We start from the raw sequence: 25,246 nt of genomic DNA, 5'->3' as shown, positions 1-25,246 counted from the left end.
AATGTCTGAATATCGCGCTCCGCCCGAACAACGGCGAGCACTCAAAAAATCATTCTAAGCGGTTAAGCGTATTGCAACAGCGCCGGCTCAAGCGTCTAGCGACGAACTCGCGCCGGTGGCACAACGGCGGCGGCATGCGCGGCCTTGCTGGACTGCGCGACAGCCATGGCTAGCTCGAACATGCCGGCCCAGGGATCGGGCGGCGGTTCGCTGCCGCGCTTGCCCGTGCTCCCGGACAGTCCCTTCACCTGCCGATCCAGCCGCGCCGCCAGCGAAAGCGCCTTCTCCAGCGCTTCCTCGGTCACGCGCGAGAGCGCCGGGCCGATCAACCGTTCGCGCGGACCCCAGACGCGGTTCTCGCGCATGAGCGTGGCGAGCGGTTTGCCCGATGCCACGCCGCGCTTGATACGCAGCAGCGTACGCACCTCTTCGACCAGCGCCCACAGCACGAGCACGGCGGCTTCGCCTTCGCCCTTCAGACCGTCGAGCATGCGCGCGAGCCGGCCGATATCGCCGGTCAACATGGCCTCGTTGAGCTTGAAGACGTCGTAGCGCGCGACGTTCAGCACGGCATCGTGAATCTGCTCGAAACTCAATACGCCTTGCGGATACAACAGCCCGAGCTTCTGGATTTCCTGATGCGCCGCGAGCAGATTGCCCTCCACGCGTTCGGCGATGAACAGAAGCGCTCGCCGCCCTTCTTCGCCTGGCGCCACACGCTGGCCTTGCAACGAAAGCCGCTGACCGACCCACATGGGCAATTGCGCGCGTTCCACTGGATCGATTTTCAGCGCGACGCCCGCGCCGATCAGCGCCGTGAACCACGCGGACTTCTGCGTCGCGCCATCGAGACGCGGCAAGGTGACGAGCGCGAGGATGTCGGGGTTATTGGCGGCGGCGAGCGTCTTCAACGCTTCCGCGCCTTCCTTGCCCGGCTTGCCCGTGGGAATGCGCAACTCGATCAGTTGCCGGTCGCCGAAGAGCGACATCGACTGCGTCGCGCCGATCAACCCGCTCCAGTCGAAACCGCGCTCGACGGTAAACACCGTTCGGTCCGTGAAACCCGCCGCGCGCGCCGCGGCTCGGATGCGGTCGCACGCTTCCTGCGCGAGCAGGTGCTCGTCGCCATAAACGACGTACAGACCCTTCGGACCTTTCGCGAGGTGCGCTTCGAGCGCGTCGAGCTTCAACTGCATGATGGTCGATGAGCGCGCGCGATCAAAGCGGCGGCGTCGGCAACGGCGCGCGTGGCGCGATGCCCGGCGTCTGCTCGCTCGGCGCCGGATGCAGCGAACGCACGACGGCAAGCCGGCGCGTCAACTGATCGACGGCGTCGTTACGCATGTCGTTGTAGAGCAGCGTCGCTTCCTGCGATTTCGCGAGCGTGTACTGGTCGCTGTAGGTCATTGCGCGATTCAGCGCGATGACGCTAGGCGGAATCAACAACGTGCCGTCGGCGCCGAGCAGCGAATACGTCAGCCGGAAATCGAGCTCGTATTCCTGCACCACGCCCTGCGAATTCAGACTCAGCGTGCCCATGCCCGTGCCCTCGGACAGCGACAAAGTGGCGTCCGGCTTCTCGCCCGCCTTGACGATGACCGTATCGCTGCCGCCCTGCACCATGCGTTCGAGCCGCGCGACCATTTGCGGCGTGCCGCCCGAAATGGAGAGCCGCTTGAACGCGTAGTCCTGCTGTCCGCGCAATTGGAAGCCGCACGCGGATACGGCGAGCGCGCCGCCAAGCAGCGCCAGAAACGAACGCCTGCCCATGCCGGTTGCCTCGACTCGTTTTCCGGTCACATCCACTCCCTTGGCGCTCATCATCAGACGACCACGTTGACGAGGCGTCCCGGCACCACGACGACCTTCTTCGGCGCACGCCCTTCGGCAAACTTCTCGAACATCTCGTGCGCAATCGCGGCCTTTTCGATGTCTTCGCGCGATGCGTCCTTCGCGACCGTCAGCGCGCCACGCACCTTGCCGTTGACTTGCAACACGAGTTCAATCTCCGATTGTTCGAGCGCGGCTTCGTCGACCTTCGGCCACGGCGCATCGAGCAGCGGACCGAAGCTATCGGCGTAACCGAGTTCCGACCACAACTGAAACGTGACGTGCGGCACGACCGGATACAGCACGCGCAACAGCACGCTGAAGGTTTCGTTGAGCACGCCTTCGCTCGACTGCTTCGCGCCTTCGAGCGCGTTAAGCATCTTCATCGCGGCCGAAACGACCGTGTTGTACTGCAGGCGGCCGTAGTCGAAGTCGGCTTGCTTGAGCACCGTATAGATTTCGCGGCGCAGCGCGCGATCGGCATCGTTGAGTTTCGATGCATCGAGCTTCGCGTGCTGACGCAGTGCTTCAGCATTGTCGTGTCCGAAATGCCACACGCGGCGCAGGAACCGGCTCGCGCCTTCCACGCCCGCGCCCGACCATTCGAGCGATTGCTCCGGCGGCGCGGCGAACATAACGAAAAGACGCGCCGTATCCGCACCGTATTGGTCGATGAGCGTCTGCGGGTCCACGCCGTTGTTCTTCGACTTCGACATCTTCTCGACGCCGCCGAGCACGACCGGCTGACCGTCCGCGTTCGAGGTCGCGCCCGTGGGACGGCCCTTGTCGTCGTGCGTGACGGTGACATCCAGCGGGTTGTACCAGGTCTTCTTGCCCGCCGCGTCTTCGCGATAGAACGTCTCGTTGAGCACCATGCCCTGCGTGAGCAGATTCTTCGCGGGTTCGCCGAACTTCACGAGGCCCATGTCGCGCATGACCTTGGTCCAGAAGCGCGAGTACAACAAGTGCAGAATGGCGTGCTCGATACCGCCGATGTACTGGTCCATCGGCATCCAGTAATCGGTGCGTTCGTCGACCATGGTCTTGGCGTCCGGCGCGCTGTAGCGCGAGAAGTACCAGGAAGAATCGACGAAGGTGTCCATCGTGTCGGTTTCGCGCTTCGCCGCCGCGCCGCATTTCGGGCACGCGCAGTTCAGGAACGCTTCGGACTTCGCGAGCGGATTGCCCGTGCCGTCCGGCACGAGGTCTTCCGGCAGCACGACCGGCAAGTCTTTTTCCGGCACCGGCACGTCGCCGCAACTCGGGCAATGGATGATCGGAATCGGCGTGCCCCAGTAGCGCTGACGCGAAATGCCCCAGTCGCGCAGACGCCAGGTGATCTGCTTGTCGCCGAAGTCTTTCGCTTTCAAGTCGGCGGCGATCGCGTTGATGGCTTCCTCGGTCGTTATGCCGTCGTACTTGCCGCTGTCGACGAGACGCCCGGCGGTTTTGTCGCCGTACCATTCCTGCCAGGCATCGGTCGAATACGTCTTGCCTTCGACGGCGATGACCTGCTTGATCGGCAAGCCGTATTTCTTCGCGAACGCGAAATCGCGCTCGTCGTGCGAGGGCACGCCCATGACCGCGCCTTCGCCGTAGGACATCAGCACGTAGTTGCCGATCCACACTTCGACCTGTTCGCCCGTCAGCGGATGCGTGACGAAGAAACCGGTGGGCATGCCCTTCTTTTCCATGGTGGCGACATCGGCTTCCGCCACGCCGCCGCGCTTGCATTCCTCGATGAACGCCTGCAAGTCCGCGTTGTCGCGCGCAAGGCGCGTGGCGAGCGGATGCTCCGCCGCGATCGCCGCGAAGGTGACGCCCATGATGGTGTCGGCGCGCGTGGTGAACACGCGCAGCAGCTTCGCCTCGCCATCGATCTCATACGGGAAACCGAAGTTCACGCCGAAGCTCTTGCCGATCCAGTTCTGCTGCATGATCTTGACGCGCTCGGGCCAGCCGAGGCCTTCGAGATCGTCGAGCAACTGGTCCGCATAGTCGGTGATGCGCAGGTAGTACATCGGAATTTCGCGCTTCTCGACGAGCGCGCCCGAGCGCCAGCCGCGCCCGTCGATGACTTGCTCGTTCGCGAGCACGGTTTGATCGACCGGGTCCCAGTTCACCGTGCCGGTTTTCTTGTACGCGATGCCCTTTTCCAGCATCTTGAGAAACAGCCACTGGTTCCACTTGTAGTACTCGGGCGAGCAGGTGGCGACTTCGCGCGACCAGTCGATGGCGAGACCCATCGACTGCATCTGCTTCTTCATGTACGCGATGTTTTCGTAGGTCCACTTTGCCGGCGGCACGTTGTTGGCCATGGCCGCGTTTTCGGCGGGCATGCCGAACGCGTCCCAGCCCATCGGCATGAGCGTGTTGTGACCGTTCATGCGCAGATAACGGTACATCACGTCGTTGATGGTGTAGTTGCGCACGTGCCCCATGTGCAGCTTGCCCGACGGATACGGCAGCATCGAGACGCAATAGAACTTGGGCTTGGCCGACGTCTCGGTCGTCCGGTAGACGTCGTTCGCGCGCCAGTTGCTCTGCGCGGCGGATTCGACGTCGGCGGGTACGTATTTATCGTGCATGGTGTGGTGGCTTTACGCAAATGCTGGGAACGGACCTCGGACGCGCTTTGCGGCGTGTCGGTCTGGATTGGCGCTGCGCCCGGTGTTTCGTCCTGCTGCTGACGAGCAACGCAAAGCACGGGCAAAGGGCGATTATACCGTCGTGTCAACTTGCTCAGGCGATGGCGGCAGGCTTCGAGATGCGTGTGCAGGGCTTTCTGGCGGAGGCGGCGAGGTGCTTGGCGCCGATGCAAAGCTTCGAGCGCCCGCTAGTGAGAAGTCAAACGCCGCCAAGTAAGCCGATCGAGCGACATACGCGCAATGCAAGCTTGATCGACGAGCGCATTGGGATTGTGCCGCGCTTCGCGTCTCCCGTCGCTGCAAAGCTCAAGTGTACGAAGCGGGAAGATACATTTGACCGGCATGCTGAAGTTGCATCCCGCCCGGCGCCCCCGACCGCCGCAAAACTAAAAAGACGCGCCTACCGCGCCGGTTGCCCGACCGCTTGCGTAACGAACCCAATCCGCTCCAACCCCGCCTGCTGCGCCGCGCCCATCACCTGCGCGATGACCTCGTAGCGCGTCGCGCTCGACGCCCGCAAATGCACTTCGGGCTTTTGCGCGGCCTTGGCGGCATCCGCAAAACGCGCGCGCATGTCGTTCATGCTGATGGGCGCGTCGTTCCAGTAGAGCTTGCCCGCATCGTCGATGGAAAGCGTGATGGTCTGCGGCGTCTCGCGCGCCGGCTGCGACGCGACTTTCGGCAGATCGAGCCGGATCGCATGCGTGAAAAGCGGCGCGGTGATGATAAAGATGACGAGCAGAACGAGCATGACGTCGATGAGCGGCGTCATGTTGATGTCCGCCATTGGCGCGTTATTGGGCTTTTTGTCGAGTCCGCCGAACGCCATCGCCTCGCGCTCCCCTACTTGCCTTCACCGCACACGAACGCGTGCAGATCGTGCGCGAAGCCGTCGAGTTCCTCGGAAATCTGCCGCACGTAGCGCCCGAGCACGTTGTAGGCGAGCACCGCCGGAATGGCCACGACGAGCCCGAAAGCCGTCATTATGAGCGCCTCGCCAACCGGACCGGCGACGGTTTCGATCATTGCCTGTCCGCTCGCCGCAATGCTGGTCAGCGCGTGATAAATGCCCCACACGGTCCCGAGCAGCCCGACGAACGGCGCCGTGCTGCCCACCGACGCCAGCAGAACCTGCCCGAACTCCAGCCGCCGCTGTGAATTCAGCAACGCTTGCCGCAACGCGCGCAGCACGCGTTCGCTGCGTTCCACGCGCGCGAGCAACGCGCCCGGCATCTCGGCTTCCGACGCACGCCACGCAGCCTCGGCGAGCGGCAGATATACGCGCTCGCGATCGACTGCACGCAAGGCGCCGATGCCATCCTTGAGCGTCGCCGCCTGCCAGAACCGCTGCACCCCGCGCGGCCCCTGACGCTTCGCGCGCGTGAGCACCCACGCCTTTACCAGCAGAAAACACCAGCTCGCGAACGACATGGCGAGCAGCACGCCCGCAATCGCATGCGTGACCGCATCGCCGCTTTGAAGATAATGAATGACGCCTGTGGCCGCCATGAATCTCAGCGCAGCCCGAGGACATCCTGCATGTCGAAGAAGCCTTTGTCGTGGCTCGCGAGAAACCTCACCGCGCGCAGCGCGCCCTGCGCGTAAGACAGACGGCTCGCCGATTTATGCGTGATCTCGACGCGCTCGCCGATGCCCGCGAACATGACCGTGTGATCCCCGACGATATCGCCGCCGCGAATGGTCGCGAAACCGATAGTCGATGGGTCGCGTTCGCCGGTCACGCCTTCGCGCGCGTAGACGGCGCAGTCCTTGAGGTCGCGGCCGAGCGCCTTGGCCACTGCCTCGCCCATGGCAAGCGCGGTGCCAGAAGGCGCATCCACCTTGTGGCGGTGATGCGCCTCGATCACTTCGATGTCGTAGCCTTCCGCGAAGTGCTTCGCCGCGAATTCGAGCAACTTGAGCGTGACGTTCACGCCAACGCTCATGTTCGGCGCGAACACGACGCCGATCTTCGCGCCCGCGGCTCGCAATTGCGCCTTCTGTTCATCGGAGAAACCGGTCGTGCCGATCACCATCTTCACGTTGTGACGCAGCGCGGCTTCGAGATGCGCGAGCGTGCCCTCGGGGCGCGTGAAGTCGATCAGATAATCGGCGGCGGCGAACACGCGTTCGATGTCGTCGGTGAGCAGGACGCCCGTGGTCTTGCCGAGAAACGCGCCCGCGTCCTGGCCGAGCTGCGGCACGCCGGGCCGGTCGAGGGCGCCGACGAGTTCCGCGTCGGGATCGTTGAGAACGGTTTCGATCAACATCCGGCCCATGCGGCCCGATGCCCCGGCGATGGCGATCTTCATGGCTGTCTCGTGTCGAAGCGCGCAACGGTCACGCGCTGGATGATGCAGATTGGAAGCAACGGGAACCGCGCGAGGAGCGCGCCGGTTCCCGTCGGCGCCGCGTTACTGCGGCATGGAGAACTGCGTCTGACTACCGGCGTTGGAAGGCGTGGGCGACGTGCTCGCCGGGCCTACCGCGCTGCTATCCGGAATGTTGATTTGCTGCGGCTTGCGCTGCAACTGGATTTGCGAGTTGCTGCCGCCCGCGCCCGCCGAACCCGGCGCACCGCCCGCGCTTTGCGGCGCGCTGCTGTAGGCCGAAGAGCGCTGACGGCCCGTTGGCGTATCCACCTGAGCGGTCGCGCGATTCGCGGCCTGCGCCGCTTGCTGGTTCGCGTCGCCCGAAAAAGCCGCCGCTGCGTTTGGCTGCGTGGAAGGCTCGCCCGCCGGAGCGGTCACGGCCACGGTGGATGCCGCGACCGGCGCGGAAGCGGGAGGCACCGCGGCCTTCGCGACCTTCACGCCCTTGTCGCCGTCGATTTCCGCGAGCAGTTCGAGGTTCGAAGGCAGATTCTCGCCGCCCGACCAGCTCACCACGCGCTCGCTCGCGAAGTTCACGACGAAGTCGCGCTGCTGCACGACCGACGTGGAACCGCGCTTGAAGTAGAAGACGTAGTCCCAGCGATCCGCGTGGAACATGTCGGTGAGAAGCGGCGTGCCGAGAATTTGCTTGACCTGATCGCGCGACATGCCGACCTGCATCTGGCTTGCTGCTTCTTGCGAAACGAAATTGCCTTGCACGACCGTGATCCGATACGGCGTGATGCTCTGCGCGATCTTCTGCGTGATGCTGTCGTAAGTCGAGCAACCGGCCAGCAATGCGGCCACGGTTGCAGCGATCATGGTTCCCCGCATGCGACGGCTCTCCCTGCAATTCGATAAAATTTTTGAGAACATTTCAACCTTTCGCGCGAGGCGTTTTCGAAGGCCGCGCCAATCCAAGCCAATCCAAGCCAATACGTGAGCCAATACGCGACAGTCACGTGCTCATGCGGACCGATCCGTGTCATTTCTGTTCATGATGTCGGGAACGGTCAAAACGCATTACTATGAGAACCTCAAATTGTACTCTAGGGATGCCTAGCCATGACCAATCCCGCCGATCTCAAAAATATCGGGCTCAAGGCGACCCTGCCCCGCCTCAAGATTCTCGAAATCTTCCAGCACAGTCCGGTGCGCCATCTGACCGCTGAAGACGTGTATCGAAACCTGCTCACCGAAGAGCTGGATATCGGTCTCGCCACGGTTTATCGCGTGCTCACGCAGTTCGAGCAAGCCGGACTTTTGTCGCGGAGCAATTTCGAATCGGGCAAGGCCGTCTTCGAACTCAACGAAGGTTCGCATCACGATCACCTCGTGTGCATCGACTGCGGCCGCGTGGAAGAGTTCTTCGACGCCGAGATCGAACGCCGTCAGCAGTCCATCGCGAAAGAGCGCGGCTTCAAGCTCCACGAGCATGCGCTGGCTTTGTACGGCGCCTGCACGAAAGAAAACTGCCCGCACCGCAAGCATTGAGCGGATGCGCCGGGTGCCCGGCGCGCAATAGGCCAAACCGCCGCCCATCGGCAACGATGGACGGCGGTTTCATTTCGCCTGTACGGTTTGCGAGATGCGTATGCGCACGATTCGCAATTACGTTCACGCACCTTGATCGATGAACGCGAACGCTCGGCGCGCGAGCAAGACAAGCATCGGCGTCTTCATTGAATTTCGCCGAAGACGCGCAGCCGCGACACGCCGCCATCCGGAAAAATATTGAAGCGCACGTGCGTCACGGGCCCGAGCTTCGCGAGCTCCTTCTCGAAGCGATGCACGTTGTCCATAGCGAGTTTTTGCTCGTCGAGCAGCACAGGCCAGAACATGGCTTGCGTCACGAGCGATTCATCCGTGCAGCCTTCGACACGCGCCGCCTGCAGCAAGCAGCGATCCGGGAAATTGCCTTTGAAATGCGCGGTATCGACTTCGATCGCGCGGATCACGCCGGGCGCGGCCAGCGCCACGATCGCCCAGTCGTTGCCCGGCTCGCGACGGCGACGCGTTTCCCAGCCATCGCCCATATTCACGCCGCGTCCCGGCATCAGCATTTGCGATGCTGGCCCGAAGTGCTGATTGTTCGCCGCGACCAGATACGCGCCGTTCTCGACAGCCGCGAGGTCCAGCAGCGTGCCGCGCTCGATGCGCGAAAAATCCGTCTTCGGCTGACCATACACACGTAGCCGCGCGATCCCGCCATCGGGGTAAATGTTCACGCGCAAGTGCGTGTAAGCGCGCGTATCGGCGATCTCGACATAGTGATGACGATTGCCCTGCAAGGTCGTCGCCGGCACGATCTCGCGCCAGTCGCCGTCTTCGGGCGCGCTCGCCGGATCGGCGTTCGGGCTGTAGCACGCCTCGACCGACGCGGCCGGCGGAAAGTTGCCCGTGAAATGACTCGTATCGATATCGATGCCGTGAATCGTGCCCGCGCGCGCGAGCTTGACGACGCAGAAGTCATAGCCCGTCGTGCGCTTGCGGCGCGTTTCCCAGCCGTCCATCCACTTGCCGTGTTGGTCGTATTTGCCGGGAATGAACACCGCCGGCTGCGGCTCCAGCATGCGTTCCTTCGGCGCGAAGAATTCGTCCGTGGCGAAGAGCGCCTGCGCGCCGAGACGCGGGTCCGCGAGGTTCATATAGCGGCGCGTGAAGGCGGGCGCATCGGGATCGAGAATCGGGTTTGCCATTCGTATGTCCTTTTATTTGAAGATCGAGCGCAGCTTCGGCATCAGATCGCGTGCGCATTCTCATGCCCATGCGAGGTTTCGGGCGCGGCCGGCACGAAGCGATAATCCGCGTCCTGGTCGAGCACACGCCTGGCGCGCGCCCGGTCGATGTCGTTCTCCCACACGGCCACGACCACGGTCGCCACGCAATTGCCGATGAGATTCGTCACCGCCCGCGCAATGCCGACGAACCAGTCGACCGGCAGAATCAGCACGAGACCGAGCACGGGAATCGCGGGAATGGCCGACAGCGTGGCCGCAAGGATCACGATGGCCGAGCCGGGAATGCCGTGCGCGCCCTTCGAAGTCACGAGCGACACGAGCACCACGACGATCAGGTCATGCAGCGAAAGCGGCGTGTTGGTCGCCTGCGCAATGAAGATCACCGCGAGCGTGAGGTAGATCGAGAAGCCGTCGAGGTTGAACGAATAGCCGGTCGGAATCACGAGGCCGACGGTCGAGTCCTTGATGCCCATCCATTCGAGCTTGCGCATGATCTGCGGCAGCACGGCATCGGACGATGCAGTGCCGAGCACGATCGACAATTCTTCGCGCAGATAGCGCACGAGCTTGAAGATGGAGAAGCCCGCGAGGCGCATCACCACTGCGAGCACGACGAACACGAAGAGGAAGCAGCTTGCATAGAACACGGCCACGAGCAGGCCGAGTTGCTTCAACGATTCGACGCCGTACTGCCCGGTCGTGAACGCAATCGCGCCGAGCACGCCGAGCGGCGCCAGCTTGATGATGAACGCCATGATGCGAAAGAACACGTGCGAGAGTTCGTCGATCAGACCGGTCACGCGTTTCGCCTTGTCGCCGAGCAACGAGAGCGCCGAGCCAAATAGCACGGAAAACACCAGCACTTGCAGGATGTCGCCCTTGGCGAAGGCGTCGATGGCGGTATCGGGAATGATCTTCAGCAGAAAACCCGCCGTGTCCTTGAGGCTCTTCGCGTGTTCCGTATAGGTCGTGAGCGACGACGCGTCGAGCGTATGCAGGTCGATATTCATGCCGACGCCCGGACGCGTCACCCACGCGAGGATCGCGCCGATCACGAGCGCCAGCGTAGTCATGATCTCGAAGTAGACCACCGCTTTCAGACCGACGCGCCCGACCTTCTTCAGATCGCCCGCGCTCGCCATGCCGCTCACGACGACGCAGAACACGATCGGCCCGATCACCATCTTGATGAGCTTGAGAAAGCCATCGCCGAGCGGCCGTAGCGACTGGCCGAAGTGGGGAAAAAGCGCGCCGACCACGATACCGATGACCAGCGCAATCATCACCCTGCCGAACAGCGAATTCAGGAATCTCGACACGACCTTCTCCTTGTCGTTGAAGGGTTTCATTTTCAGGCAACTGTTCCGACTGGTCGGACCAGTGATGTGATGAGGCATATTAGAAAGCCGATATAACCGCGTCAAGCAACGCGTGCTAACGGTTTACCCTGTTGCCTTCTGGCATGGAATCGCTTGATTCGAACCGGAGCACACGCTTACGAAAGGCGCGCATACAATGGCGGTCAGACCGGCCATTCCCAATTCTTCCTATGAAAAACGTTCCGCATACCGTGACCGATGCCGCCATCGCGACCATTCGCGAGCGTATCGAGTCAAGCATGTATCCCGTGGGCAGTTTGCTGCCCGCGCAGCGGCAACTATCGGAGGAACTGGCGATCAGCCGTGCTTCGTTGCGCGAGGCGCTGACCACGCTCGAAGCGCTCGGCATGCTGCACATCCGTCCCGGCAAGGGTGTGTATGTGAGCAGCGCGCAGGCGTCGAGCGCGCATGGCTGGCGGTTTGCCGATCAGGCGTCGTTGCCCGATACGTATCAGATGCGCTTCGCGCTCGAGGGATTCGTCGCGCGGCTGGCGGCGCATTCCATCGGCGACGCCGACATCGACTGGCTCGATGACAATCTGAACGCGCTGCAAGGCGCGCTCATGGCGGCGGAACTCGAGGAGGCCGCGCAACTCGACTTCGCATTCCATATGCGTATCGTGAGTCTCGCGGGCAATGCGGCCATCGAGTCCATCTTGCGTGGCAGCGCCGACATCATGAAAGAGAGCCAGCGCTTGCCGTTCTATCGGCGCGAGCTCGTGCTTTCGACTTATAACGAACACATGGTGATCGTCGAAGCACTCAAGGCGCGTGACGGCGAGAAAGCCGGCATTGCAATAGAGCGGCACATCGTCAACGCGGCGCAACGCGCGGGCGTGCATTTTCCGGTGCCACACCGAGCGTAGGTCCGGCCTTTCCAGCGATGCGCTGTCGAATCGATCTCAGGGGCACGGCATCGGCGAACGCGGCTGCGGCGGCTGCGGCTTACATCGTGTCGCATTGCCGGCAGAAATTTCGCGTAAGCCTGAACCCGCGCGGGAAAAGAAAAGCCGCTCCGAAGAGCGGCTTTTTTACGTCGGTCAGTGCAGCAAGCTTACTTCGCGTTCGCGAGCGCTACAGCTGTGTCCAGCATGCGGTTCGAGAAGCCCCACTCGTTGTCGTACCAGCTCGACACCTTCACGAGACGGCCCGACACCTTGGTGAGCGTTGCATCGAACGTCGACGAAGCCGGGTTGTGGTTGAAGTCGATCGACACGAGCGGCGCCTCGTTATAGCCGAGAATGCCCTTGAGCGAACCTTCCGCTGCTTCCTTCATGATCTTGTTGACTTCCTCGACCGTCGTATCGCGAGCGGCGATGAACGACAGATCGACCACCGACACGTTGATGGTCGGCACGCGAATGGCATAGCCGTCCAGCTTGCCGTTCAGTTCTGGCAGCACGAGACCGACCGCCGAAGCCGCGCCCGTCTTCGTCGGGATCTGGCTATGCGTGGCCGAGCGCGCGCGACGCAGGTCTTCGTGATACACGTCGGTCAAAACCTGATCGTTCGTGTAAGCGTGGATGGTGGTCATCAGACCGTTCACGAGACCGATCTTGTCGTTTAGCGGCTTGACGAGCGGTGCGAGACAGTTCGTCGTGCACGACGCGTTCGAGATGACCGTGTCGGATGCCTTCAGCACGTGGTGGTTCACGCCATACACGATGGTCGCGTCCACGTCCTTGCCGCCCGGCGCCGAGATGATGACCTTCTTCGCGCCACCCTTGATATGCGCGCTCGCTTTTTCCTTCGTCGTGAAAAAGCCCGTGCATTCCAGCACGACGTCGACGTTCAACTCGCCCCACGGCAGCTCGGCCGGGTTGCGGTTGGCCAGCACGCGAATCTTGTCGCCGTTGACGACGAGGTAATCGCCGTCCACCGACACTTCGCCCGGGAACTTGCCGTGCGCCGTGTCGTACTGCGTCAAATGCGCGTTCGTCTTGGCATCGCCGAGATCGTTGATGGCGACGATCTCGATGTCGTGTTTCTTGCCGTTTTCGTAGAAAGCTCGCAGCGTATTGCGGCCGATCCGGCCGTAGCCGTTGATTGCAACGCGAATCGTCATGGTCAATCTCCTGATGGCTAAAAAAACCGTTGACTGCCGGGTTCAGGCCGCGAGCACGGACTTCGCCGTCTCGACGACATGTTCCACCGTGAAGCCGAAATGCTTGAACAGCTCGCCCGCCGGTGCGGATTCGCCGAACGTGTCGATGCCGACCACGCCGCCCTCGAGGCCCACGTACTTGCGCCAGAAATCCGTCACGCCCGCCTCGATCGCCACGCGCGCCACGCCCTTGGGCAGCACGCGCTCGCGGTATTCGGCGTCTTGCTTGTCGAACACGTTGGTGCAGGGCATCGAGACGACGCGCGCGCCAATGCCGTCCTTCGCCAGCGCCTCGACCGCCTGCATCGCGAGCTGCACTTCCGAGCCGGTCGCGATGAGGATGATCTTGCGCGCCGGAATGTCGTCGTTCCAGTCGCGCAGCACGTAGCCGCCCTTCGCGATGTTCGCGATCTGCACGTCGTTGCGCGGCGAGAATTGCAGATTCTGCCGGCTGAAGATCAACGTGGACGGACCTTGATGTTCGATTGCATGCGTCCAGGCCACCGCCGTTTCCACGGTGTCGGCCGGGCGCCACGTCTGCAGTTGCGGAATCAGACGCAGGCTCGACACGTGTTCGATCGACTGATGCGTCGGGCCATCTTCGCCGAGACCGATGGAATCGTGCGTGAACACGAAGATGGAGCGCGACTTCATCAGCGCCGCGACGCGCAGCGCGTTGCGGCTGTAATCCGAAAACGTCAGAAACGTGCCGCCGAACGGGCGGAAGCCGCCATGCAGCGCGAGACCGTTGATGGCCGTGCTCATGCCGAATTCGCGCACACCGTAATTGATGTGGTTGCCCCACTGGATGCCCGCGTGACCGGGGTTCGCGTTTTCTGCGTCGCCGGCGGCGCGTACGGGCTTCGACGCTTTCCAGTTCGTGAGGTTCGATCCCGTGAGATCCGCTGAACCGCCCAGCAGTTCCGGCAACGCAGCGGCCAGACCTTCGATGGTCTGTTGCGATGCCTTGCGCGAAGCGACCGTTTCGGCGCGCTGGTTCGCATCTTCGATGATCTTCGCCGCGCTCGCCTTCCAGTCAGCCGGCAATTCGCCCTTCATGCGGCGCGTGAATTCGACCGCTTCGCTGCCGTACTTCGCGCGGTAGGCCTCGAACGCCTTGTTCCACTCGGCTTCGGCGTGCGTGCCTTGTTCCTTCGCGTCCCACGCCGCATAGACTTCCTGCGGAATCACGAACGGCTCGTAATTCCAGCCGAGGCCCGCGCGCGTCGCGGCGATTTCCTTGTCGCCGAGCGGCGCGCCGTGCGCGTCGTGACCGCCCGCCTTCGTCGGCGCACCTTTGCCGATGACCGTGCGGCAGCAGATCAGCGTGGGCTTGTCCGAGTTCTTCGCCGTGGCGATGGCGGCATCGACCGCTTCGACGTCATGGCCGTCTACCGCGCGGACCACGTTCCAGCCGTAGGCTTCGAAACGCTTCGGGGTGTCGTCGTGGAACCAGTGTTCGACGTGACCGTCGATGGAGATGCCGTTGTCGTCGTACAGCGCGATCAGCTTGTTCAGCTTGAGCGTGCCCGCGAGCGATGCGGCTTCGTGCGAGATGCCTTCCATCAGGCAACCGTCGCCGAGGAAAACATACGTATGGTGATCGACGATCTTCGCGTCGGCCTTGTTGAACTCGGCCGCCAGCAACGCTTCGGCGAGCGCCATGCCGACCGCGTTGCCGACGCCCTGACCGAGCGGCCCGGTGGTGGTCTCGACGCCCGGCGTCATGCCCACTTCCGGATGGCCCGGCGTCTTCGAATGCAGTTGGCGGAAGTTCTTCAGTTCACCGATCGGCAGATCATAGCCGGTCAGGTGCAGCAGCGAATACAGCAGCATGGAGCCGTGACCATTCGACAAAACGAAACGGTCGCGGTCGAACCAGTGCGGATTCGTGGGGTTGTGCTTCAGATGGCGCGACCACAGCGCGACGCCGATTTCGGCCATGCCCATGGGCATGCCGGGGTGACCGGAGTTGGCTTGTTGAACGGCATCCATGGCAAGCGCGCGGATCGCGTTGGCCATGAGGGCGGTCTGACTGGAGGGCTGGGTCGTCATGTCGTGTCGAGTGCTTGGAAAGCTCGGGAGCTTCCGGCTGGTCCTGAAATAATCCGCAGTGATTCTGCTACGCGCCGGACCCGCGGCACACAACGTTTTCAGGACCGGAACGACGAGAAACGACGAGGATCGGGAGGCCGTCATTCTAACAGACCGGTCCGATTGACAGGCCGCGAGCAAGCGCCAAAGCATCGCCGTTCGACGCGCATCGCTGACCATCGCGGCGGGCACGTTCCGTGCAGCGGCTGCTTCGCTTCGAGCGCCGGCGCCTGCGGATGGCATGCCGGGCTTCGTGGCAGAATGTCCCTCACCGTATTCGTGCAGCAAGGCTTGAAGGAGCGCTTTCGATGACAGACCCACGCCCGGCCGACGTGCCCTGGTTGACGCCCTATCTCACCGTGCGCGATGCGCGCGTGAGCATCGGGTTCTACGAGAAGGCGCTCGGCTTCGCGGTGCGCGACAGCGTGAACGACGATGGCAGCATCATCCACGTCGAGATGACGTATCGCGGCCAGTTGATCGTGATGTTCGCGCCGGAGGGCGCTTACGGCTCGCAGGCGCGCACGCCGAAGAGCTCCGGCATCATGGCGCCGCAGTCGTTCTATCTTTATGTGGACGACGTGGATGCCACCTTCGCGCAGGCCATCGCCGTGGGCGCGAAAGCGCTCATCGAGCCACAGGATCAGTTCTGGGGCGACCGCTTTGCGCAGATCGAAGATCCGGATGGCTATCGCTGGGCGATTGCGCGGCATCTGAACTAAGCGCTGTTTCATTCCCTCAAGGCAACTTCACTATCCGCGGGTTCTGCATCCGCGATCGTTACCTATGCCACGCTTTTACGTTGACGGCCCGCTCGCGGTGGGCCAAACCTTGCCCCTCCCCGACGATGTCGTGCGCCACGTGCACGTCCTGCGCCTCCAGACCGGCGATGTCATCACGCTCTTCGATGGCGAAGGCGGCGAGTATCGCGCGGAGCTGACCGAGATCGCGAAACGTGCGGCCAGCGCGCGGATCGACGAACACGACGAACGTGACGCGGAGCCGCCGTATCGCGTGATACTCGCGCAAGGCGTCGCGGGCGGCGACAAGATGGACTGGCTGATCGAGAAGACGGTGGAGCTGGGCGTCGCGGATATCGTGCCGCTGACGACCGAGCGCGGCGTCGTGCGGCTTGCGGGCGAGCGCGCGCTCAAGCGTCAGGCGCACTGGCAAGCGCTCGTTCGCGCCGCCTGCGAGCAATGCGGACGCAATCGCGTACCGCACGTCGCGCCGCCGCGCGATCTCGACGCCTGGCTCGCCGACTTGCCGCCCGCCTCCGATGGTGAGCTGCGCTTGCTGCTTTCGCCGCGCGCGGAACTCACGTTCGCGACGCTGCCCGCAAAAGCGCCGCGCGAACCGGTGACTTTGCTGATTGGACCGGAGGCGGGATTTTCGCCATCGGAAGAAAGTGAGATCGTGGCGGCGGGTTTCTCCGCGCTCGGTCTCGGACCGCGCGTGTTGCGCACTGAGACGGCGGGAATCGCGGTGCTGGCCGCGCTCGCCGCGCGTTGGGGCGGCTGGTGAACGGGACGACACACCGCAAACAAAATCAGCCCGATGAGCAAGACCCATCGGGCTGATTCATTTCAAACGTCGCGCGAGCAGCGCTTGCTTCAGCGCGTCACACGAACGAATAGAACACGCGGAACGCCACGCGCCGTTCGGCCCAGAACTCGGCCGCGTCGCGGAACACGTCGAGCAGCGTCTCGCGCCCTTCCTTGTCGAATTTCTGCGCAATCGGCAATTGCTCCAGCACGATCACGAAGCCCGGTTGCGAGCCCGCCTTGTGGACGAGATCGGTCAGCGAGTCGTACAGCGCGTCGTAGTTCTTGCCGAAGTGCTTGGGAAACAGGAACGACGTCGCAATGGTCTCCAGGATTTCCTGCTTGCTTTGCGCCTGCCCGAGATACGCGTAAAGAAAATGCTGTTCGAGTCGATTCGCTTCGTCGGCGAGTTCCTGAACACGGAACGCGCGGATGGATTGCACGATATTCGGCCGCACCGTCGCGAAAAGAGACTCGGATTCCTCCGCCGGTTCCTGAGGATGCGCCTGCACCGGATTCGGCTCGTCATCGGGTCTGTTGTCGTGTTCTGTCATGCGTAGCCGCAATACTCGCTGGAACAGGTTGCCATCGCCGGTTGCGAAAAGATCACTCGCGACGCCGTTGTCGTGCGCGTAGATGTTGTCGCTCATGCCGTTAATCCCTAGTTAGTCCGCAATGCGTTTGAAACTGGCGTAATGGTCGTCCGTGTAGTAGCAGTCGCCAGTCTGCCGCTTCGACCCGCCACACACGATTCGCCGGGCGCCCCGGTCACGCGAACGCGGCGTGGGCACCGTGTACTCGTGGTAATAACCACGCGGATGCCGCGGCAGCACACGCTCGCGATTGCCGAACACGACTCCGTCCTTTGGATAAGGGAAAGGGCCGCCCGCTTCGATCAGCCGCAATGTCGCCACTGCCTGCTTCGGCAACTGCGCAATGCCGATGGTGGCGAGCCCGTCACGCTCAGGCCGGCCGGATTCGGCAGACCGTTGCGTGGGTTCCCGCACCGGTCCCCGACCAAGAGACCCTGCCGATTCGGCGGGCGTTCCCGGCGCCTCGCTTGCCTGAATGGCAGCGGGACCCGCGGATGCCGCGTCTGGTGCGCCGCCACGGGATTCGTCCTTGCCACACCCGCCAAGAATGAGACTCAAGGCGACGATGGTTGAAACCCATGCACGCATCACGAAACGGTTGTCCCCGCGTTATCAGAATTCGACGACCATGAAAGATGCAAGGGTATCGCTAATGACAAGGGGAAGCAACGTTCCGCGAGAAATCGGCAATTCTTCCTTAAAATTGCCAAAAAGCATGGAGATTGGCAAAAAATCAAGTCAATATTTAGCCCAAATCTGAGAGATTTTTATCCTGAACGAGATAATAATTTGTCCCGCAGAGCCGCGAAGCCATATGACGAGTCGCCTCACTTGTCGGCTTCACGGCAGGCGCTCCGCCGAGGCTCTGTTTTTGACCCTTGGAGGGCGAGTGAAGCCCCTTTGCTCTTGCCTCGAAGCGTGCCAACGACCCACGGCACGCTTTTTTTTCGCCCGCGTTTTTTGCTGCCAAAAAAAAAGCGGCGGAAAATTCCGCCGCGTTCAATTGGCACGTCGTCGTACGGCAGACGCTCAGTTCATTCGTTCACCGTGCAGCGGTCGCGTCGGCCACGAGCAGCGCCGTCATGTTGACGATACGCCGCACCGTCGCCGATGCCGTCAGCACATGCACCGGTTTTGCCGCGCCGAGGAGCATCGGACCGATGGCAATGTTGTTGCCCGCCGCAGTCTTCAGCAGGTTGTACGAGATGTTCGCGGCGTCGATGTTCGGCAGGATCAGCAAATTGGCGTCGCCTTCGAGCGTCGATTCCGGCAGCACTTCCTTGCGCAAACGTGAGTCGAGCGCGACGTCGCCGTGCATTTCGCCGTCGACGTCGAGATCGGGCGCGCGTTGCTTGAGGATAGCCAGCACGTCGCGCATCTTCTGCGCGGTCGGCGCGTTGCTCGTGCCGAAGTTCGAATGCGACAGCAGCGCGATCTTCGGCACGATGCCGAAACGCTTCACCTCTTCCGCCGCCATGATGGTGATTTCCGCGAGCTGCTCGGGCGTCGGGTCGACGTTGACGTGCGTGTCGGCCAGGAAAATCTGGCGGCCCGGCAACACGAGGCCGTTCATGGCCGCGTAGACCTTCGCGCCTTCCTTCTTGCCGATCACCTGATCGATGAAGTGCAGATGCCGATGCGTCGTGCTTACCGTACCGCAGATCATGCCGTCGGCTTCGCCCTTTTCCACCAGCATCGCGCCGATGAGCGTGGTGCGGCGGCGCATCTCGAGCTTGGCCATCTGCTCGCTGATACCCTTGCGCGCCATCATCTTGTAGTACGTCTGCCAGAAGTCGCGGTAGCGCTCGTCGTGATCGGTGTCGACCATCGTGAAGTCGACATCCGGCGTGAGCCGCAGACCGAACTTCGTGATGCGCTGTCTGATGACCGCCGGCGCCGATGAGAATTGGCTTGGCGATTTTTTCGTCGACGGCGATCTGCACGGCGCGCAGCACGCGCTCTTCCTCGCCTTCCGCGAACACGATGCGCTTCTTCTCCGGCTCCACGCTGCGCGCGAGCTGGAACACGGGCTTCATGGTCGTGCCGCTGTGGTAGACGAACTGCTGCAAGTGCTGTTCGTAGGCGTCCATGTCCTCGATAGGACGCGTCGCCACGCCGCTGTCCATCGCGGCCTTGGCCACTGCTGGCGCAATCTTCACGATGAGACGCGGATCGAAAGGCTTCGGAATCAGATACTCGGGGCCGAACGACAAGTCCTGAATGCCGTACGCGGTCGCGACGATATCGCTTTGTTCCTGACGCGCCAGTTCCGCGATTGCGTTCACCGCCGCGATTTCCATTTCCTTCGTGATGGTGGTCGCGCCCGCATCGAGCGCGCCACGGAAGATGAACGGAAAGCACAGAACGTTGTTGACCTGATTCGGGTAGTCCGTGCGGCCGGTGGCGAGCACGGCATCGGGGCGCACTTCGAGCGCGAGTTCCGGCAGGATTTCCGGCGTCGGATTGGCAAGCGCGAGAATGAGCGGCTTCGCGGCCATGCCCTTGACCATTTCCTGCTTGAGCACGCCGCCTGCCGACAAGCCGAGGAACACGTCCGCGCCTTCCATCACTTCGGCGAGCGTGCGCGCGCTGGTCTCGCGAGCAAAGCGTTCCTTGTCCGGGTCCATGAGTTCCGTGCGGCCTTTATAGACCACGCCGGCCAAGTCCGTGACGAAGATGTTCTCGATCTTCATGCCGAGATCGACGAGCAAAGTGAGACAGGCCAGCGCCGCCGCGCCCGCGCCGGACGCCACGAGCTTCACTTCGGCGATGTCCTTGCCGACCACCTTCAGGCCGTTGGTGATGGCTGCCGCGACCACGATAGCCGTGCCGTGCTGATCGTCGTGGAAGACGGGAATCTTCATGCGCTTGCGGCACTCGCGCTCGACGATGAAGCAATCCGGCGCCTTGATATCTTCCAGATTGATGCCGCCGAACGTCGGTTCGAGCGCGGCGACCACTTCGACGAGCTTGTGCGGATCGCTTTCGTTGAGCTCGATGTCGAACACGTCGATGCCCGCGAACTTCTTGAAGAGCACGGCCTTGCCTTCCATCACCGGCTTGGAAGCGAGCGGACCGATGTTGCCGAGACCCAGTACCGCCGTGCCGTTCGACACGACGCCCACGAGGTTGCTGCGCGCGGTGAAGCGTGCGGCGTTGAGCGGATTTTCGACGATCGCCTCGCACGCGAACGCGACGCCCGGCGAGTAAGCCAGCGCGAGATCGCGCTGGTTGATCATCTGCTTGGTCGGCGCAATTGCGATCTTTCCGGGGACCGGAAACTCGTGATAGTCGAGCGCGGCTTCGCGAAGCTTGGTATTGGCGTCAGTCGTCATAAGGCGGGCTAGCAGTGCGGGAATTAGAATGGAAGTTCGAACGCATTGTAGCGCCATTCGTGTAGCGCTTTAGCCCGCAGTCCATGCAATTCAGCTACAAGTGCCGTGACTTTAAAAGGTCTGATCCTGAAGCGCAGTAAGGCTTTCAGCGCATCGGCCGGTTTTTTCGAGACACGATGCGGGTACGTTCACCGCTCGCCGATGCATTTTGCCGTCCAATACGTTTCTATCTTGCAGCGCAACAATCAGCCTTGACGCCCACGATGCTCTCCGAGTTTTCACTGATCGATCGATACTTCGCCCGCCGCGCGAGCCCGCCATCGTCACGACACGACAACGCGGCCGCCATGCCGCTTGGCATCGGTGACGATTGCGCGCTGATCGCGCCGCCTGCCGGACATCAACTGGCTATTTCCACGGACATGCTGGTCGAAGGCCGTCACTTCTTTCCCGATGTCGATCCGAACGCGCTCGGCCACAAGGCGCTCGCCGTGAACCTTTCCGATCTCGCCGCGATGGGCGCGAAGCCGCACGCGTTCACACTTGCGCTCGCCTTGCCGCGCGCCGACGAAGCGTGGCTCGCCGCATTCAGCGACGGCCTCTTCGCGCTCGCGCAGCGCTTCGACTGCGCGCTGATCGGTGGCGACACCACGAGCGGTCCGCTCAACATCTGCATCACCGTTTTCGGCGACGTGCCGCATGGCGCGGCATTGCGTCGCGATGCCGCGAAGCCCGACGACGACATCTACGTTTCCGGCACCTTGGGCGATGCCCGCGCGGGACTCGGCGCAATACGCGGCGAATGGCCGGCGGCGTCGTCCGCATGGAACGTGGCGCTCGAACGCCCCGAGCCGCGCGTGGCGCTCGGTCTCGCGCTGCGCGGCGTGGCGCACGCGGCGCTCGATATCTCCGATGGCCTGGCCGGCGATCTCATGCATATCCTCAGGCGGTCGAACGTGCGCGCCATCGTCGATGCCGACGCCGTGCCGTGCTCCGATGCCGTTCGCGCGTTGCCCGAAGCCGCGCGCCGCCAATGCGCGCTCGCGGGCGGCGACGACTACGAACTCTGCTTCACCGCGCCGCGCGAGCGGCGTGACGCCGTGGCTCGCATTGCAGAACGCGTGGGCGTGGCGTTGACGCGCATCGGTACAATCGAAGCGATGAGCGCGCCGTGCACGACGAGTACGCCCGCTATCGACTGGCGCGACAACACGGGCGCGCCGCTTTCACTGACGTTGCAAGGCTTCGACCACTTTCATGCAGACTGACCCGACCCCGGCGCTCCCGGGCGATCCCCCAACTGCGCGCGGCGCGCCGCGCAAGCCGAGCGCGCGCTTCATGCTCACGCATCCGCTGCATATTCTTTCGCTCGGTTTCGGCAGCGGGCTTTCGCCGATCATGCCCGGCACCGTCGGTACGCTCTTCGCGTGGGTTTCGTTCGTCGTGTTCAATCAGTATCTGACGGTGGCCGAATGGGGCGCGCTGATCGTCATCGGCTTTGTTGCCGGATGCTGGTTCTGCGGCTTCACCGCGAAGAAGATGAATGTCGCGGACCCGTCGGCGGTCGTGTGGGACGAGATCATTGCGTTCTGGCTCGTGCTGCTGCTCGTCACGCCCGCGACGTTCACCGGACAGTTGTGGGCGTTCGTGGTGTTTCGCTTTTTCGATATGGTCAAGCCACCGCCCATTCGCTATTTCGACCGCCATTTGAAAGGCGGCTTCGGCATCATGTTCGACGACCTGGTCGCGGCGTTCTTCTCGCTGCTCGTGATCGCGCTCTGGCGCATGACCGTCTGACGGTCGTTCTTCTCACCTTCAACCCTTCGGAACATCGTCATGGCAACCGATACCGTCGTTCACCAACTCGCGATTCGCGTCGGCAACAAGCTCCGCGACGAACGGCTGACGCTCGCGACCGCCGAGTCGTGCACGGGCGGCATGGTCGCGGCGGCGATCACGGATATTTCCGGCAGCAGTGCGTGGTTCGAGCGCGGCTTCGTCACGTATTCGAACCTCGCGAAGACCGAGATGATCGGCGTGCCGGCTGCGTTGATCGAACAGCATGGCGCGGTGAGCGAGCCGGTGGCGAAAGCAATGGCCGAAGGCGCCTTGCGCAACAGCCGCGCGCAGGTGGCGGTGTCGATCACGGGCGTGGCGGGGCCAGGGGGCGGCAGCGAGGCGAAGCCGGTGGGAACGGTGTCGTTTGCGTGGAGCAATCGGCTGCATACGGCTGTCGAGACGCAGTTGTTCAAGGGCGACCGCGAACAAGTACGCACGCAGGCGGCGGCGCATGCGTTGAGGGGCTTGCTGGAGTTGCTGGAGCGCAGGGAGAAGTAAGCGGCGATGTGGCTTCGATCGCATCGCGTTCTGACTTCGCGGTATTGGTCGTGAGTTGGCGTAGCGTTGAAAACGCCGCGAATTCATCGGTACCCGCTGATCCACGTTTCAGCGCGGCTTTAATGCATCGTCGCATTGCCGAAGCCGCGCATCGTTCTTATCGATACGCGTTGATCGAATCGCGCGTTTTCTTCGCCGCGTCCGCAGCGGCTTGAGCGTAATCCTCGCCCTTGCTCGCGTAGATGATCGCGCGCGACGAATTGATCAGCATGCCCGTGCCGTTGCCAGTGCGGCCCGCGCGCACGGTTCTTTCGACATCGCCGCCTTGCGCGCCGATACCTGGAATTAACAACGGCATCTCGCCGACGATACAACGCACCGCTTCGATTTCCCTCGGAAACGTCGCGCCAACCACGAGTCCGAGCTGACCGTTCTTATTCCACCTTTCGGCCGCGAGCGTCGCGACCACGTGATAAAGCGGCCTGCCGCCTGTATCGAGAAACTGCAGATCGGAGCCGCCCGCGTTCGAGGTCCGGCACAACACGATCACGCCCTTGCCTTTATGCGCGAGATACGGCTCGATGGAATCGAAACCCATGTACGGGTTGACCGTGACCGCATCCGCACGATAGCGCTCGAACGCCTCGCGCGCATATTGCTCCGCCGTGCTGCCGATGTCGCCGCGCTTGGCATCCAGGATCACGGGAATGCCGGGATGCTTCTCGTGGATATGCGCGATCAGCGCTTCGAGTTGATCTTCCGCGCGATTCGACGCGAAGTACGCGATCTGCGGTTTGAACGATGACGCGTAAGGCGCGGTGGCATCGACGATATCGCGGCAGAACTCGAAGATCGCGTCCGAACGGCCCTTGAGCGCGGCCGGGAACTTCGACGGCTCGGGATCGAGACCGACGCACAGCAGCGATTGCGTGCGCGACCACGCGGCGTTGAGCGATTGAATGAAGGACATGGCGGGAGGCTTCTCGAAGAACGTCGATGGCACGCATTTTAACGTGCCGGCGTTTCCACCCTACTCGTCCGAATCGTCCGGCAAGCCGCCGCTTTTATCGCTTGCTCTCAGGCGTCTGTCATCTGGCTTTCCTTCAGCCATCCACGCGTGCATGCGTTGCGCGTGCCTTCGCCTTCGCGCCCGAACCCGCGCGGGCGCGCGTGCGTGGACTGGCCCGCCGCGACGCATCGCCCGTTCGCTCGACCGTGAAGCGAAACGTACGCGCGAGCCGCTCGCCCGGTTCGAGCACCGTCATGCCGTGCGCCTCGCCTCCACCGGGCAGGTTCACCGCGTTGATCGGATGATCCACCGGCTCGAAGCAAAAGAAGTTCTCGCCGGGCGGCGCGTAGAGCACGTAGTAGTCGGTATCGGCGGCGATGATGAGCGACAGCCGACGCCTGGGCCACAGCACGCTCGTGCGTCCGCTCCAGCCGGTGAAGGCGTTGTTCACCATCTCGGACGGCATCGGGTATGCCACGCCGAACTGCCACGCGGGCGGCGCGGGAACGTGACGCACCGGCAGCCAGTCGTCGCCGCAAAGCCAGAGACCGCCCGCCGCCGCGGATAACTCCGTATCCGCTTCGCGCATTAGAAACGGATGCAGCCCGAGACCGAACGGCAGCGCCTGATCGCCCGTGTTCTGAACGTCGAGTGTCACGACGAGCGTCGCGTCGTCCAAGGCATAAGTCTGCGTTGCGCGATACGAATACGGCTTGCCGTCGCGCCGGTCGAGCGTCATGCGCACATGGGCCGCGTCCGCGTCTTCGTCTTCCACTTGCCACGCGCCGAGCCAGCCGTCGCCGTGAATGGGCAGCGGTTCGCCCGCGCGGTTGCACGGCACGTCGATGGCGCGGCCGGAAAACTCGAACTGCCCATTGCCGATGCGATTCGAATACGGCAGCAGCGGATAGCAGGCGAGTTGATTCGGATCGGTGTCCGGGCCCGGTTCGATGCAAGGTCGGAAGATCGGCACGAGCGCGCCTTCATGACGCCAGTCGAATCGGGTGATGCCGCCGCCGAGCGAAGGCGCGACATCGAGCCGCAAATGCGCGTTTGCAAGCGTGATGCAGCCAGCGACGCCCGCGCTGCCGATAGCGACCGCCGCGGTGCCCGGGCCGGGGCGTATCGGCGGCTCCTTGGCGGCGGCGAGACGAGAACGGCGGGCGTTCGCCTGCGCCGTGGATGCGGATACCGCGTTCGATCCTGTTTCTGTGCGCGCAGCAGTCATGGCTCGTACTCCAGCGAGAGGCGAAACTGCCC

The 25,246-nt window shown here is 63.0% G+C and carries 21 protein-coding genes and 3 pseudogenes; 7 read left to right on the top strand and 17 right to left on the bottom strand.

Annotation, left to right across the window (positions count from 1 at the left end):
• Nucleotides 1–95: 95 nt before the first annotated feature.
• The 7 genes from holA to P9292_RS29025 form a co-directional block, all read right to left on the bottom strand.
• Complete coding sequence (gene holA / locus P9292_RS29055) at nt 96–1,196, bottom strand: DNA polymerase III subunit delta (protein ID WP_309962423.1); 1,101 nt, start codon at nt 1,194–1,196, stop codon at nt 96–98.
• 22 nt (nt 1,197–1,218) lie between these two features.
• Nucleotides 1,219–1,770 carry an LPS assembly lipoprotein LptE gene (gene lptE / locus P9292_RS29050; RefSeq protein ID WP_244828112.1) on the bottom strand — a complete coding sequence of 184 codons (552 nt, stop codon included), beginning with the start codon at nt 1,768–1,770 and terminating at the stop codon, nt 1,219–1,221.
• 53 nt (nt 1,771–1,823) lie between these two features.
• Entirely contained in the window at nt 1,824–4,418 is a 2,595-nt protein-coding gene (leuS, locus tag P9292_RS29045) for a leucine--tRNA ligase (RefSeq protein ID WP_309962422.1), read from the bottom strand.
• Nucleotides 4,419–4,878: 460 nt separating this feature from the next.
• Entirely contained in the window at nt 4,879–5,307 is a 429-nt protein-coding gene (locus P9292_RS29040; protein WP_244826228.1) for a biopolymer transporter ExbD, read from the bottom strand.
• A 14-nt stretch (nt 5,308–5,321) separates the two neighbouring features.
• Nucleotides 5,322–5,987 carry a MotA/TolQ/ExbB proton channel family protein gene (locus P9292_RS29035; protein WP_250526243.1) on the bottom strand — a complete coding sequence of 222 codons (666 nt, stop codon included), beginning with the start codon at nt 5,985–5,987 and terminating at the stop codon, nt 5,322–5,324.
• 5 nt (nt 5,988–5,992) lie between these two features.
• Complete coding sequence (gene dapB / locus P9292_RS29030) at nt 5,993–6,790, bottom strand: 4-hydroxy-tetrahydrodipicolinate reductase (protein ID WP_250509475.1); 798 nt, start codon at nt 6,788–6,790, stop codon at nt 5,993–5,995.
• A gap of 102 nt (nt 6,791–6,892) precedes the next feature.
• Nucleotides 6,893–7,684, bottom strand: a complete 792-nt coding sequence (locus P9292_RS29025; RefSeq protein ID WP_244826231.1) for an outer membrane protein assembly factor BamE — start codon at nt 7,682–7,684, stop codon at nt 6,893–6,895.
• A 231-nt stretch (nt 7,685–7,915) separates the two neighbouring features.
• Here P9292_RS29025 and fur point away from each other — a divergent pair, with 231 nt between their 5' ends.
• Nucleotides 7,916–8,344 (top strand): ferric iron uptake transcriptional regulator, encoded by a 429-nt coding sequence (fur, locus tag P9292_RS29020; protein ID WP_244826232.1) that lies wholly within the window; start codon nt 7,916–7,918, stop codon nt 8,342–8,344.
• Between the two features lie 185 nt (nt 8,345–8,529).
• Here the strand turns inward: fur and alc are convergent, their stop codons facing one another.
• Both alc and P9292_RS29010 read right to left on the bottom strand, forming a co-directional pair.
• On the bottom strand, nt 8,530–9,549 hold the full coding sequence (alc, locus tag P9292_RS29015; RefSeq protein WP_309962421.1) for an allantoicase: 1,020 nt from the start codon (nt 9,547–9,549) through the stop codon (nt 8,530–8,532).
• Between the two features lie 41 nt (nt 9,550–9,590).
• Entirely contained in the window at nt 9,591–10,910 is a 1,320-nt protein-coding gene (locus P9292_RS29010; protein WP_244828113.1) for a C4-dicarboxylate transporter DctA, read from the bottom strand.
• Nucleotides 10,911–11,140: 230 nt separating this feature from the next.
• Here P9292_RS29010 and P9292_RS29005 point away from each other — a divergent pair, with 230 nt between their 5' ends.
• On the top strand, nt 11,141–11,836 hold the full coding sequence (locus tag P9292_RS29005; RefSeq protein ID WP_244826234.1) for a FadR/GntR family transcriptional regulator: 696 nt from the start codon (nt 11,141–11,143) through the stop codon (nt 11,834–11,836).
• Between the two features lie 188 nt (nt 11,837–12,024).
• Here the strand turns inward: P9292_RS29005 and gap are convergent, their stop codons facing one another.
• Together gap and tkt are read right to left on the bottom strand one after the other, a co-directional pair.
• Nucleotides 12,025–13,035 carry a type I glyceraldehyde-3-phosphate dehydrogenase gene (gene gap / locus P9292_RS29000; protein ID WP_244826235.1) on the bottom strand — a complete coding sequence of 337 codons (1,011 nt, stop codon included), beginning with the start codon at nt 13,033–13,035 and terminating at the stop codon, nt 12,025–12,027.
• Nucleotides 13,036–13,077: 42 nt separating this feature from the next.
• Entirely contained in the window at nt 13,078–15,129 is a 2,052-nt protein-coding gene (gene tkt / locus P9292_RS28995) for a transketolase (RefSeq protein ID WP_309962419.1), read from the bottom strand.
• A gap of 347 nt (nt 15,130–15,476) precedes the next feature.
• Between tkt and P9292_RS28990 the strand changes: the two genes are divergently transcribed.
• Nucleotides 15,477–15,890 carry a glyoxalase/bleomycin resistance/extradiol dioxygenase family protein gene (locus P9292_RS28990; RefSeq protein WP_244826237.1) on the top strand — a complete coding sequence of 138 codons (414 nt, stop codon included), beginning with the start codon at nt 15,477–15,479 and terminating at the stop codon, nt 15,888–15,890.
• 64 nt (nt 15,891–15,954) lie between these two features.
• Complete coding sequence (locus P9292_RS28985) at nt 15,955–16,692, top strand: 16S rRNA (uracil(1498)-N(3))-methyltransferase (RefSeq protein WP_250465647.1); 738 nt, start codon at nt 15,955–15,957, stop codon at nt 16,690–16,692.
• A 97-nt stretch (nt 16,693–16,789) separates the two neighbouring features.
• On the opposite strand, the pseudogene P9292_RS28980 reads toward P9292_RS28985, so the two are convergent.
• The 4 genes and pseudogenes from P9292_RS28980 to P9292_RS28970 form a co-directional block, all read right to left on the bottom strand.
• Nucleotides 16,790–17,185, bottom strand: a pseudogene (locus P9292_RS28980) (barstar family protein); the annotation flags it as partial.
• Between the two features lie 69 nt (nt 17,186–17,254).
• Nucleotides 17,255–17,362 (bottom strand): annotated as a pseudogene (locus P9292_RS43285) (barnase inhibitor); the annotation flags it as partial.
• A gap of 15 nt (nt 17,363–17,377) precedes the next feature.
• Nucleotides 17,378–17,896: a ribonuclease gene (locus tag P9292_RS28975; RefSeq protein WP_250509480.1), complete on the bottom strand. Its 519-nt coding sequence runs from the start codon at nt 17,894–17,896 to the stop codon at nt 17,378–17,380.
• Between the two features lie 451 nt (nt 17,897–18,347).
• Nucleotides 18,348–20,686: pseudogene (locus tag P9292_RS28970) on the bottom strand (NADP-dependent malic enzyme).
• A 217-nt stretch (nt 20,687–20,903) separates the two neighbouring features.
• Between P9292_RS28970 and thiL the strand changes: the two are divergent.
• Genes thiL through P9292_RS28955 form a run of 3 tightly spaced genes read left to right on the top strand, consistent with a single transcriptional unit; the run spans nt 20,904 to nt 22,977 of the window.
• Entirely contained in the window at nt 20,904–21,908 is a 1,005-nt protein-coding gene (gene thiL / locus P9292_RS28965; protein WP_250465738.1) for a thiamine-phosphate kinase, read from the top strand.
• Nucleotides 21,898–22,437 (top strand): phosphatidylglycerophosphatase A, encoded by a 540-nt coding sequence (locus tag P9292_RS28960; RefSeq protein ID WP_244826242.1) that lies wholly within the window; start codon nt 21,898–21,900, stop codon nt 22,435–22,437. Before thiL ends, P9292_RS28960 begins: the two co-directional genes overlap by 11 nt.
• A gap of 39 nt (nt 22,438–22,476) precedes the next feature.
• Nucleotides 22,477–22,977: a CinA family protein gene (locus P9292_RS28955; protein WP_244826243.1), complete on the top strand. Its 501-nt coding sequence runs from the start codon at nt 22,477–22,479 to the stop codon at nt 22,975–22,977.
• A gap of 157 nt (nt 22,978–23,134) precedes the next feature.
• Here the strand turns inward: P9292_RS28955 and pyrF are convergent, their stop codons facing one another.
• Both pyrF and P9292_RS28945 read right to left on the bottom strand, forming a co-directional pair.
• Nucleotides 23,135–23,947 (bottom strand): orotidine-5'-phosphate decarboxylase, encoded by an 813-nt coding sequence (gene pyrF / locus P9292_RS28950; RefSeq protein WP_250465655.1) that lies wholly within the window; start codon nt 23,945–23,947, stop codon nt 23,135–23,137.
• Nucleotides 23,948–24,080: 133 nt separating this feature from the next.
• On the bottom strand, nt 24,081–25,214 hold the full coding sequence (locus tag P9292_RS28945; RefSeq protein WP_250465656.1) for an aldose 1-epimerase: 1,134 nt from the start codon (nt 25,212–25,214) through the stop codon (nt 24,081–24,083).
• Nucleotides 25,215–25,246 lie beyond the last annotated feature (32 nt).

The organism is Caballeronia sp. LZ001 (genome assembly GCF_031450875.1).
Lineage (GTDB): Bacteria > Pseudomonadota > Gammaproteobacteria > Burkholderiales > Burkholderiaceae > Caballeronia.
This window is presented reverse-complemented; position numbering and strand designations above follow the sequence as displayed.